6 protein-coding genes are annotated in these 12650 nt (G+C 59.9%); all 6 read left to right on the plus strand.

The genetic code is table 11. From position 1 onward, the window contains the following. Window positions 1-36 precede the first annotated feature (36 nt). The 6 genes from KOL99_RS16810 to KOL99_RS16835 all read left to right on the plus strand — a co-directional run bounded on the left by KOL99_RS16810 (window position 37) and on the right by KOL99_RS16835 (window position 12646). Window positions 37-648, plus strand: a complete 612-nt coding sequence (locus tag KOL99_RS16810; RefSeq protein WP_216511626.1) for a carbohydrate binding domain-containing protein — start codon at window positions 37-39, stop codon at window positions 646-648. 54 nt (window positions 649-702) lie between these two features. Further along, window positions 703-2826 (plus strand): glycoside hydrolase family 99-like domain-containing protein, encoded by a 2124-nt coding sequence (locus tag KOL99_RS16815; RefSeq protein WP_216511627.1) that lies wholly within the window; start codon window positions 703-705, stop codon window positions 2824-2826. Between the two features lie 96 nt (window positions 2827-2922). Further along, complete coding sequence (locus KOL99_RS16820; RefSeq protein ID WP_216511628.1) at window positions 2923-6351, plus strand: glycosyltransferase; 3429 nt, start codon at window positions 2923-2925, stop codon at window positions 6349-6351. Continuing rightward, a complete protein-coding gene (locus KOL99_RS16825; protein WP_216511629.1) occupies window positions 6351-7211 on the plus strand; it encodes a glycosyltransferase in 861 nt (286 codons plus the stop codon). The genes KOL99_RS16820 and KOL99_RS16825 overlap by 1 nt, the downstream gene beginning before the upstream one ends. An 18-nt stretch (window positions 7212-7229) precedes the next feature. Continuing rightward, complete coding sequence (locus KOL99_RS16830; RefSeq protein ID WP_216511630.1) at window positions 7230-10736, plus strand: glycoside hydrolase family 99-like domain-containing protein; 3507 nt, start codon at window positions 7230-7232, stop codon at window positions 10734-10736. Continuing rightward, complete coding sequence (locus tag KOL99_RS16835) at window positions 10733-12646, plus strand: alginate O-acetyltransferase AlgX-related protein (RefSeq protein ID WP_216511631.1); 1914 nt, start codon at window positions 10733-10735, stop codon at window positions 12644-12646. Before KOL99_RS16830 ends, KOL99_RS16835 begins: the two co-directional genes overlap by 4 nt. Window positions 12647-12650 lie beyond the last annotated feature (4 nt).

The following is a 12650-nucleotide window of genomic DNA, read 5'->3' on the forward strand; positions in this document are numbered from 1 at the left end:
AAGGTTCTTTTAACATCAGGAGAAGGAGCAATTACGATGAAGATTAAGACCAGCACACAAACAATAGCAGTCATACTGACAACGGCTTTCTTCCTGACTGCGGCCGGAGCCGCTCAAGCTCAACAGGTTGCGAAGAAGTCTACCCCAGCTCCCCCTGCTGCACCAGCGGCAACCGGTGCAGTGGTGGAGAAATTTGATTTCGAGACGGGAGCTGCCGGCTGGTCCGCGCCAGCCAAAACCATCAGCCTTGGAACCGCCACCGCTCCGAAGAAGAGCGGCAAGGCGAGCCTGAAAATCAGCGGTACCTCCTCGGCCGGCCTGTACAATTTTGCGGTCTCCCCCCGCAAGGACCTGCAACCGGGCAAGCAGTACCAGGCAACCGCCTGGCTCTTAGTCAAGGAGTGGGACCATGCAGGCACGGCGCCGCTCCTGAAGATCGCCCTCTACAAGGATGGCAAGTTCCTCAGTAACACCTTCAGCAACAGCTATGACCTTAAGAAAAAAAACCAGTGGCAGAAGCTGACGGTCACAGTGCCGACACCTACCGGCGGCAAAATCGCCGGGGCCCTCTCAGTGGAGAAGGGGACACAGGAACAAATCAAGGCAATGATGAACCTTGACGAGGTAAAATTGCAGGCCGTGAAGTAGTTTATTAGCGGGGGGCACGAAGGATGTGCCCCCCTTGTCATGCCAGAGGAACCAATGAAGAAAGCCCGCCTCATCGCCCTTTACCTCCCCCAGTTCCACCCTATTCCGGAAAACGACGAATGGTGGGGTCCCGGATTCACCGAGTGGACCAACACCGTCAAGGCAAAGCCCCTGTTCATCGGGCACCAGCAGCCCAACCTCCCGGCAGACCTCGGTTTTTACGACCTGCGCCTTCCCGAGTCAAGGGAGGAGCAGGCGAACCTGGCGCGCGAGTACGGCATCGAAGGGTTTTGTTACTGGCACTACTGGTTCGGCGGCGGCAAAAGACTTTTGGAGCGCCCCTTCCACGAGGTGGTGGAGTCGGGCAAACCGGACTTTCCCTTCTGTCTGGCCTGGGCCAACCATACCTGGTCCGGCGTCTGGCACGGCTGCCCCGACCGGATCCTGATCGAGCAGACCTACCCGGGGGTCGAGGACTACACGGACCACTTCTACGCCATGCTGGACGCCTTCCGCGACCCGCGCTACCTCAAGGTCAACGGCAAGAACATCTTCGGGATCTACAAGCCCAAGGACCTCAAGGAACCCGAGCTGTTCATGAACACCTGGCGCGAGCTCGCCGCCAAGGAAGGGCTCGGAGGCTTTCATTTCGTCGCCATGGTGGACTTCCCGTGGGATCCGGTGCCGGGTGGCTTCGACGCGTACTCCTCCAACCCGCCGGTTGCGATGGTTACCAGGCAGGACGTGCAGCCGCTCAACGAGGAACTGGAGAAGGAGATCCTCAAGTGGCGCTTCTTCAGCAAGGAGAAGCCGGAACTCCCCCAGGTCTACTCATACCAGTCCTTCGTGGAGAACGCCTTCCCGGACAAGACGCTGCGCCGCGACTTCCACCCGTGCGTGGTACCCAACTGGGACAACACCCCGCGCTCTGGAAAAAACGGCTTCGTCCTGCACGGCTCCACGCCGCAGCTGTACGAGCGGCACCTGGAGGAAGCGGTCGACCTCGTCGAGGACCGCTCTGAAGACGAGCGGGTGATATTCGTGAAATCGTGGAACGAATGGGCGGAGACCAACTACTTGGAGCCCGACCTCAGGTGGGGCACCGCCTATCTGGAGGCGACGCTCAGGGCCGTGACGCGGGAGACCAGCGACCGGATCAGGGTCCATTTCGTGAACGTGAGAACCGCGCATCACTCGCCGCACTCCGGCTATGACCGCTTTTTCGACTACGTCCCCCATCGCAGACTGCCCAAGGCAGTAAGCTTTGACGCGGTCACGGAGGCGGAACGCGAGCGACTGTACCAGCAGGCCAAGCAGGAAGTAAGCTGGTACAACCCGAGCGACCTGGAGCTGGAGAGCGCGGTGAACGAGTTCGCGCCCGACCGGCACCGCCACGTCTGCCACTACCTCTACGGCGAAAACTCCCTGTACCACACCGAGCGCTCCAAGGCCCAGAACAAGAAGGTCTTCGTTTCCTTCCACCAGCCACCGACGGCCCACCAGGAGTTCGTCCGCAACAGGGGGCCGCTCCAGAACGTGGACGGCATTGTTGTGGTCGGGACCAATCAGATCCCGTTCTTCTCCCAGTTCGTCGACCCGGCCAAGATCCACTTCGTGCCGCATGGCGTCGACACCGACTTCTTCCACCCCAACCCGGGGCTGCGTCGGGAGGACCGGATCCTCTTCGTAGGGAACTGGCTGAGGGATTTCGATACCCTGGTCTCGGTCTCCAAGATCCTCGCGGTGAAGGCACCGCAGCTCTCGCTCGATGTGGTCACCCTGGAGCGCAACCGCCCCTTCTTCGAGGGATGCCCCAACGTGAGGTTCCATTGCGGCATCCCTGAAGCGGACCTGCTGGCGAAGTACCAGGAGGCGATGCTGCTCGTGGTGCCGATGAAGGATTGCACCGCCAACAACTCCGTGCTCGAGGGGATGGCGTGCGGGCTCCCCGTTGTCACCACCGACATCGGCGGCATCCGCGATTACATCGACGAGGAGTGCGCCAGGCTGTGCCGTCCCGGTGATGCCGACGGGATGGCCGACGCCGTTCTCGCCTTGATCGCCGACGCGGAACTGCGTCAGGCCATGGGGCGGAAGTCACGGGAAAAGTCCCTGGCCTTTGACTGGAGCATCGTTTCCAAGACCCTGATGGACGCCTACGAGAAGAGCTTCGCCTGACCGGCCTGCTTCTCAGAGGACACGTTGCAGTTGCGGTGCGCCAGCGCGAACTTCAACTGCGCAACTACTGTTTTGACTGACGGGCGAGGGCCGTTCATGAATATCTGTCTTATCTCACAGGAATATCCACCCGAAACCAACTGGGGCGGCATCGCGACCTACACTCAGGTGCTGGCGCGCCAGCTGGCCGCCACGGGGCACCGGGTCCACGTGATCAGCCTCGCCGACGCCGAGGAGTACACCAAGGACGACATGGGCGTCACGGTGCACCGCGTTTCGCGCACCCCGCACTCCCCCCTCGATCTCGAGGCGGTGCCGGAAGTGGCTGACCTGTCGCACTGGACACTCTCCTTCAGCCAACGCGTCTATGAAAAGGTGCTGGAGCTGCACTTGGTCCACCCTTTCGACGTCATCGAGGCGCCCGAGACCTGCGCCCAAGCCGTCGTAGTCTTCAAGCGGCTGGAAGGTCCGGCCAAGGTGACCCGCCTGCACACCCCGTTTTTCTGGGTCCGGCACTTGAACGACATGCCGGAGGCGCCGGAGCACCTGGTGCGGGACGAACTGGAGAAGCTGCAAACCGAACTCTCCACGGCCGTCACCTCCCCCACCCACGCCATGGCGGATGTCGTGCGGCAAAAGTGGGGCACGCCGGATATCGCCGTCATACCCAATTTCTTCAACCTCAAGGTCTACACCCCGAACACCACCCTCTATGACGAACTGCTGAGAGACAAGGAGTACCTGCTCTTCTTCGGCCGTCTGGAATATCGCAAGGGCGCCCACGTCCTGGCGCAGGCGCTCCCCAAGGTCCTCGATGCCGCACCGGGCCTCGTCGCCGTCCTGGTCGGCAGCGACTCCATCCATAACTCCGTCTCCATGAAGCAGAAGCTGCTGGCGACGCTGTCGGGGTATGAAGAGAGGATCATCTTCATCGAGAACATCCCGCACGAGAGTCTCTACCCGATCATCGAAAAGTCGAAGTTCGTGGTACTCCCCTCGCTTTGGGAAAACTTCCCCTACGCCTGCATCGAAGCGATGGCGCTGGGGAAGACCGTGGTGACCTCGGACTCCGGCGGCTTCCCCGAGATCATCGACAACGGCGCGGAAGGGATCCTCTGCCCTCCCAACGACAGCGAGCAGCTGCAAAAGGCCATCCTGGCGTGCCTGTCGGAAACCGACCTCCCCTCGATGGGAGCCCGGGCCAAGGAAAAGGTCAAGGTCTTCGACACCGCCAAGGTGACGGCGCAGATGCTGGAGTTCTACTCCGGCCTGACCGCCCCGGCTGCCGCCGCAACCGGCCTCAAGGTCGGCTACATCCTGCGGCATATCCCGGTCCCCTCGGAGACCTTCGTCATCAACGAGATCATCGCCATGCAGGAAGAGGGGCTCGAGGTCTACCCGGTCTCCATCCTGCCGGCGCAAACGTGCCATGAGACCCTGATGGCGAAACTGAAGAACCCGGTCTTCGACATCGCCCAGGCTGACGCCCACCCGCACCAGGAGGATCTCCTGACCGCGGCGCAGGGCGTGGCCACTGAAGCCGGCATTTCGCCCGCCCTGGCGCGGCAAGCGGCGTTGACGGCGGCCTACGTCCAGCAAAACGGCATCGACCACCTGCATGCCCATTTCGCCACCGAGTCCGCCCTGGTCGCCTTCGTCACCTCTAAAATCACCGGTGTCCCCTTCTCTTTCACCGCCCACGCCTACGACATCTTCATGCGGGACCGCAAGGTCATCGACGAAGAGAGCCCGGTAAAAAGACTGACGCTCTTGACAGAAGCGGCGGCCAAGGTCGTCACCATCTCGGAGTACAACAAGGCGTATATCCTCGGCCTGATCGGCGACCGCTACCGGGACAAGATCGAAATCGTGCGCTGCGGCATCAACCCTTCCCGGTTCACCTTCCTGGAAAGGGGCGACAGAGGAAAAACTACCTTCCTGAGCATCGGCCGTTTCGTGGAAAAGAAAGGGCACGACTACCTGCTGCGGGCCTTCGCGGAGGTACAGCGCGTGGTTCCCAAGAGCGAACTGCGCCTTCTCGGTGACGGCTACCAGCGCCCGGCAGTGATGGAACTGGCCGCCCAACTCGGCATCGCCGAGAGTGTCTATTTCGGGGGCTCCGTCTCAAGTGAAGAGGTGATCGCGGAAATGGAGCGCGCGGACGTCTTCGTGCTGCATTCGGTGACCGGGGCCAACGGAGACCGGGAAGGGATTCCGGTGTCCATCATGGAGGCGTGCGCCACCGGTCTCCCTGTCGTCTCGACTCGGCATTCCGGCATCCCGGAATTGGTGCTCGACGGCGTCACGGGGCTCCTCTCGGACGAAAGGGACGTCGCCGCCTTCGCGAACCACATGATAGCCCTCTGCTACGCGGTTCCCTTGCGACAGAGGTTCGGCGCCGCGGGCAAAGACATCGTCCTCACTAAGTTCAACCAGGCAGCGGAGGCACGCAAGCTGGCAGCCATGTTCCGCTCGCTCAGGGTGCCGGTCGCGGCGGGCACCGAAGCAAAGGCGGCGGATGTCGACATCATCATGCCGACCTACCGCCCGAACCTCAGCTTCCTGAGAAGCGCAGTCGAAAGCATCAGGAACCAGACCTTCCGGGACTGGAACCTGTACCTCGTGCAGGACGGCGAGGATATCGACCTGCAGCCCTTCGTGGAGAGTTTCAACGACGGCAGAATTCACTACCTCGCGGTACCGCACAAGGGAAAACCGGCGGCGCTCAACTTCGCCATCTCCTGCGGTTCCGGCAAGTACATCGCCTACCTCGACGATGACGACGTCTGGTACCCGAACCACCTGGAAACCATGATCTCCCACATGGAGCGGACCGGGAAACAGTTCGTGCACACGGACGCCCACGAAGTCGAGGTTAAGATCGAGGAAGACCGGCTGGTGAAACTCTCCAGCAAGCCGCTGAACAAGGGCGTGCTGACCGACAAGACCATGTGGTACATAAGCCACATCAATTCGGCCCACACCAGGGCGCTCCTCGAGAAGGCGGGAGAGTACGACGAGGAGAAGAGCTTCTTCATCGACTGGGACATGCTGCAGCGGCTGGCGACCCTGGAACGACCGGCTCACATCAAGGTGGCGACCTGCGAGCACTACAACTACGTGAACCGCCAGACCAAGAACATCAGCCTCGTGCACAAGGAAGACCCGGGGACCTCGGCGCAAAAGCACAAGGAGATGTTCAAGCGTGCCTTCTCCCTCCTCTCGGCCGACGACTTCGTGGAGGTGGTCGAAGAGCACCAGTCCCTGCTTTGGCACCTGGAACAACTCAGGCAAAAGCTCGCCGCTGCGGAAAAGGAGCAGGCGAACCTATCGCAGAACGAGGCGGCCAACGGCGAATGCAGCAACGAGCTGAAGGCGAAACTGGTGGAGTTGGAGCACAAGTACAGCGACCTGAACCGGCTCGTCGAGGAGAAGGATCGCCACATAGAGGCCCTGTACGACTCGCTCAGCTGGAAGGTCACCGCCCCGCTCAGGTGGGCGTACGACCTGGTAAGGGGTAAATGATGGCGGTGAAGGCGTCGGTAGTGTATCTCACCAAAAACGGCGGCGAGCTGTTCAAGGAGTCGCTGCGGGCGGTATTGTCCCAGCAGACGGATTTCGAGTACGAGGTGGTCGCGGTCGATTCGGGTTCCACCGACGGGACGCTGGAGACGCTCAAGGCCCACCCGGTCGTGCTGCACCAGATCGAGCCGAAGGACTTCAACTTCGGCCGGACCCGCGATTACGGGTTCGAGGTGGCGCGGGGCGAGATCGTCGTCGTCATATCCCAGGACTCGGTCCCGGTCGGTACCGACTGGCTCGCCTACCTGGTCGCTCCTTTCGAGGACCCGCAGGTGGCGGTGGTCCAGGCGATGGACGTGCTCCCCGAGTGGAGTGACGAGGAGCTCTTCTTCTGGGAGAAGGTGCGCAAGTTCTACTACACGCGCGACTGCAAGATGTGGATGGAGAATAACAACAACATCGGGCTCTCGTTCACCTGCTGCGCCATCAGGCGCTCGGTATGGGAAAAGCACCCGCTCGGCACTGTGGAGATGAGCGAGGACAAGGTGTTCCAGCAAAGGGTGGCAAAAGGCGGCCACAAGATCGTCTTCCAGGACAAGGCGCGGAGCGCCCACACCCACATGTACACGGTCACCAGCCTGGCCAAACGCTGTGAGAACGAGGGTCTGGGCTGGCGCAACGTGGGCGTGCACTACGGCTTCTCGGACATGATCGCAGACATGACCAACGCCGAAATCTGGCAGACGCTTCGCGACGGCCTGGCGAAGTCCGAGGTAAAACGGATGGCGGAGGTGCTGTTCCCCTTCATCCGCCCCTTCTTCATCTACAAGGGAAACAAGTTCACTAGGTCGTACGTCAAATAAAGAAAGTGCAGGTCTATCATGAAAGCATCAGTAATCATCTGTACGTACAACAGGGTGGAGCTCCTGCGGGATTCCATCGCTGCCATTCAGAAGCAGCAATTTCCCGCTGCCGATTTTGAAATCGTGGTGGTCGATAACAACTCGTCCGACAACACCCGTGCGTTTACCGAACAGGCGGCGGCCTCCTCTGACGTCGCCATCAAGTACATCTTTGAAGCCCGGCAGGGGCTCTCCTTCGCCCGCAACGCAGGCATCGAAAACGCGGAGGGAGAAATCGTTGCATTCGTCGATGACGACATCGACGCCGAGCCGGGGTGGCTGGCAGCTATCGTAGACGCCTTCGCCGACGCCGACGTCGCCTGCGCCGGTGGCCCGATCCGCCCGGTCTGGCCCTCTGATCGCCCGGCCTGGCTCGCCGACGACTGGGTCCCCTACCTGACCATCAACGAGTTTGACGCAGCCCGCAAGGCCGGTTCCTTCACCTGGCCCGACACCCCCTGGGGCGCCAACATTTCTTTCAGAAAGAGCGTCTTCGACAGCATCGGGCTTTTCCCCACCAACCTGGGCCGCATCGGCAACTCCCTGCTTTCCAACGAGGAAGTGAACATCTGCAAGAAGATTGCACAGGCGGGCCTGCGCATTGCCTTCGCGCCCGAGGCGGTGATCCACCACAAGATCGACCCGCACCGCGTCACCAGGCAGTGGTTCTACCACCGCACCTACTGGCAAGGGAGATCCGACGCCATCTTGGACGTTAACTCCCAGAGCGGCAACTACGACGGCATCTGCCAGCGCCTGCGCCGCTATCTTGAGGTCGCCGCCAAGGAAGGCGCGGTTTCGTTCACCGCGCGCTGCGCCAGGAAGATCGCCATCGGCTACCTCTTCGAGTTCGCCTTCGCAGGGCAGCAAGAGCGGAGCGTCCCGGCGCTCAGGGCGATCAGCCGCTACGTTGACCAGCTGCAGGCGGTGCCGCAGCTAGCCGCGGCCACTGCATCGCTGCCGGAGGGGGGCTCCGACCTGTTCGGGAAGTCCATCCTGGTAGTCGATTACGAGGTGCCGCAGTTCGACAAGTATGCCGGGTCGCGGACCACCTTCATGTACCTGAAGCTCCTGGCGGAGCTGGGCCTCAAGGTGTACTTCCTGCCCGACGATTTCCAAAAGAGGGAACCCTACTCCACCGCACTCGAGGATTTCGGCATCACCGTCCTGCAGGGGGAGTGGTACCGGGAAAACTGGCAGCGCTGGGTCGTGGAACATCGCAGCGAGCTGCACTACGTCCTGTTCAATCGGCCCAACATCACCGTCTCCTACATCGACTTCGTCAAGGCCCATACCGACGCTGTGATCCTGTTCCAGGGGCACGACCTGCACTACCTGCGGCTGTCCAGGAAGTACGAGGTTGACGGCGACCCCGAAACCCTTAAGGAAGCCGAGGGCTACCGCCAGATAGAGTTCGAAATCATCGAAAAATCCGACGCCACCCTGACCTACAGCGACTACGAGCGACAGGTCCTCGCCGATCTGCTGCCGGGGGAAAGGATCCATGCGGTCCCCCTCTTCTTCTATGATGACTTCCCGGGCGAGCGCCACAGCTTTACCGGCCGCAAAGACATCATGTTCGTCGGGGGATGCGGCCATAAGCCGAACCTCGACGCCATCCTCTGGTTCGCACGCGAGATTTTCCCCCAGGTCCTCACCGACGTTCCCGACATGGTGCTGCACGTCATCGGCACCTATCCTCCCCAGGAGGTTAAGGATCTGGCATCGGAGAACATCCGCATCCACGGTCATGTGAGCGAGCAGGAGCTTGAGGATTTCTACCGTCAGATCAGAATGGTCGTGATCCCCCTTCGCTTTGGTGCCGGGGTCAAAGGGAAAACCGTCGAGGCGCTGCGCAACGGGGTGCCGATGGTGTCCACCGCGATCGGACTGGAAGGCATCCCGGGCATTGGCGCAGTGAGCCAACCGGCCGACAGCGCCGAGGAATTCGCCCGCGTGTTGGTCGCACAGTACCGTGACCAGAAGCGCCTGGAGTTGACCAGCGCCCTGTACCGCGAGTTTGCCAAGGCGACCTTCCATTCCTCCGGGGCCAAGAGGGCGCTGGCGGAAATTCTTATGGGGGTGCCGCTCAAGGAGCGTCCTGCCCCACGCAAATCCGAAATGGAGCACGCCATGCCGCGCCTTATCGCAATGTATCTGCCCCAGTACCACCCGATCCCGGAAAACGACGAGTGGTGGGGCAAAGGCTTCACCGAGTGGCGCAACGTCGCCAAGGCGAGACCCCTTTTCAAAGGGCACTACCAGCCGCATGTCCCCGCCGACCTGAGTTTTTACGACCTGCGCCTGGAAGAGACCCGTATCGCCCAGGCCGAACTGGCCCGGCAGTACGGTGTGCACGGCTTCTGCTACTACCACTACTGGTTCAATGGCAGGAGACTCCTGGAAACGCCGCTGGAAGCGGTGCTCAAATCGGGAAAGCCGGACTTCCCATTCTGCGTCTGCTGGGCGAACGAGAACTGGACACGGCGCTGGGACGGCGAGGAGCAGCACGTCCTGATGAAGCAGGACTACAGCGAGGAGGATGACCGCAACCACATCAGGGACCTGATCCGTTACTTTAGGGATCCGCGATACATACGAGTTAACGGCAAGCCTATGTTCCTGGTCTACCGCACCGAGAACATTCCCGACCCCGCTGCGACAACGCGCATCTGGCGCGAGGAGGCCCGTGCCGCCGGCATCGGCGAACTGTACCTGGTGCGCGTAGAGAGTATCGGCACCTGTGATCCCGCCTCCATCGGGTTCGACGCCGCGCTGGAGTTCGCCCCCGACTGGCAGAGGAAGGGTCCCCGGATCATGCCGGAGCAGGATGAAAAACTCCCGGGCCTGGACCTCCTCAACGAGGTCTACAAGAACAACTACGTCCACCGCTACGACAACCTCGCCGACGAGATGATGGCCAAGCCCGACGTCCCCTACAAGAGGTTCCGCTGTGCCACCCCCTCGTGGGACAACTCGGCGCGGCGCCAGGAAGGCGCCAACATCTTCGTGGGTTCCACTCCCGACAAGTACCGCCAGTGGTTGGAGCACGTCATCGCCTTCACCAGGCGTCGCTTCAAGGGGAGCGAGCAGATCGCCTTCGTGAACGCCTGGAACGAGTGGGCCGAAGGGAACCACCTGGAACCGGACCAGAAGTTCGGCAGGGCCTACCTTGAAGCCACCAAGAGCGCGGTTGACAGCGCCTACGAAGTGCCGGCGCCACCAGCCGCGGTACAGGAGATCGATCTTTCCCAGTACCAGCACGAGGTCCTCGCCCTGCAGCAGCAACTGGCGGCGATCCAGAGGGAGAAAGAGGAACTGGAGAGAACGGCAGCCCTGCTCAAGGAAAAGCTGGCGGAAAAGGAAGAACTGGTCGCGGCGCGGGAAGCCCGCATAGACGACCTGTTGCACTCAGCCAGCTGGAAAGTCACCGAGCCGCTCAGAAAGGCCTACGAAGTCGCGCAGAAAATGCAGGGGAAAAAATGAGAAGCCGCCTTCTCGCTGCCGCACTGCTTGTCGCCATTTTGTGGAGCTGCCTTTGCTATGCCTCGGACAGTACCACGGCGAATGCCGCCGGGCAGACGGTAATAGAAGGAGTCCTCACCCAGGTCTCTAAACTTCCGAAGGCAGAAAGCAACCCATATCTCGACTGCTACTATACCGCTGTCATAGAGATCAAGAATATCCTTTCCGGACGAAGTGTCCCCAAGAAGGCCGTTCTCGTGCTGCCCGGTTTCTTCGCGAGACAGTACGCACCTGAAGCTCATTTCAAGACCGGGGACATGATCCGCGCGACCGTGGTTCCGTTTGCATCCATGCCCGACAAGGTTAAGCAGACACAGCAGGCCGATGAAGTCGAGGATGTGGATCTGGAATTCTACTATCCACAATCAATTGCAACGATCAAATCCTTGGACGATGCAAAAGTCTCTGTTCCTTTTACTGATGAAAAGACGGGATCGGAGAAGCTGATCGGGAAGCAGAAAGAGGCGACAGCAGCCACGTCAAGATCTCAGCAGATCCGCCATGATTTACACTACATCAACGAAGAGTTGGCGAAGCACGGCGGGGACTGGGATCGCTGGTATGACTCCCTCAGGGGATTTCGGGAAGAGTACAAGAAAAAATATGATGCCAAAGCCGCCAGATGGATTGGTGACAGTTACTTTAGTGCCGGCCTGAATGAGTATGGCAAAGGTTACAGTCCCGACTTCGTTTCGTCCTTGGTTGCTTTCAACAAGTACTTGGCAGAGCGTAACGTGGATCTGATCGTGGTGCGGGTACCACAAAAGGGTGAAATCGTCGACGACCTCTTCGTGCCCATGCCCAAGGACTTGGTTTCCAATCCATACCTGCTGCGGTTATACAAGGAATTATTAGAGGCGGATGTCGAGGTGGTCGTAGATGTCGTCCCACGCCTAAAGCAATCCCGCATGGGGTTCCCACTGATGTATTACTACCAGGATTTCGCTGAGGAACACCCTGCAGAGGGAGCAGCATGGGCGCTCGCCGAAGTGCTGGTCGAGCGAATCCAACGCTATGAGTCTGTAAGGAAAGCCTCCCGGGCTGATCTCAAACTGGGACGAGCGTCTCTGCCACAACACGGTTTGAAGTGGCCTGAAGGAAATCCCAAATTCAACCCGGCCGAACCAGTATCGTTCTCGTCCGTAACTAGCGAGAAGATCGCACCGCTCCTGAGACAAGGTACCACCTCTCCAATTCTTGTTGTTGGTTCGTCATTTATCGGGAGTCCATCTTTCGACCGTGGAGGCAACATTCCCGCTTATTTGGCGTATTTGTCGGGTGTTATTCCTGACGTGCTTTATCGCGAGGGCTCCAACGCAACGATCCCACGCGCCATAGCACGTGAGGGCGATGGTTTTCTCAAGAATCGCAGTGCCTGCATTTTCCCTCTTGTCCCTTGGTCGATACACCTTCCGCTTGATCTACCCCCTATCGTGAACCCAGCCGGAAAGGAAAAAGTCCTTATCACAAGCTATACCGGCAACGACCTTAGGGCACACGTTACATTTTCACAAAATACTCCGAAGAACGTATTTACTTTTTCCCCAGCAGGAGACTTGACCGTACAATCCCAGAATAAGGAAACTCGGATGGCTGGTGACTTCGAGCTTGATTTGCCCGAGGCAACCTCACGGTATCCTTACATACTGGTCGCAGTAGAAACCAAAAGTAAGGATGCAGCGACTATAAAGGCTTTGTACGGGAAGCAATCCGATACGGTCCATAAAAGCTACACCCAGGATGACAGAAAAGATTTTTTCGTCTTCAAGGTTGAAAGCCCCAATATTCGGAGCGCCACATTCAGCATAAGCAACATACGTTCTGACATCCCCATGATCATCGAGACTATTAGCATCTACGGCTTAAAGTGAGTCC

It is taken from the genome of Geomonas azotofigens (genome assembly GCF_018919395.1).
Taxonomy (GTDB): Bacteria; Desulfobacterota; Desulfuromonadia; order Geobacterales; family Geobacteraceae; genus Geomonas; species Geomonas azotofigens.

Coding starts and splice junctions, on each gene's coding strand:
- KOL99_RS16810 (WP_216511626.1), top strand. CDS start 37: ATGAAGATTAAGACCAGCACACAAACAATAGCAGTCATACTGACAACG.
- KOL99_RS16815 (WP_216511627.1), top strand. CDS start 703: ATGAAGAAAGCCCGCCTCATCGCCCTTTACCTCCCCCAGTTCCACCCT.
- KOL99_RS16820 (WP_216511628.1), top strand. CDS start 2,923: ATGAATATCTGTCTTATCTCACAGGAATATCCACCCGAAACCAACTGG.
- KOL99_RS16825 (WP_216511629.1), top strand. CDS start 6,351: ATGGCGGTGAAGGCGTCGGTAGTGTATCTCACCAAAAACGGCGGCGAG.
- KOL99_RS16830 (WP_216511630.1), top strand. CDS start 7,230: ATGAAAGCATCAGTAATCATCTGTACGTACAACAGGGTGGAGCTCCTG.
- KOL99_RS16835 (WP_216511631.1), top strand. CDS start 10,733: ATGAGAAGCCGCCTTCTCGCTGCCGCACTGCTTGTCGCCATTTTGTGG.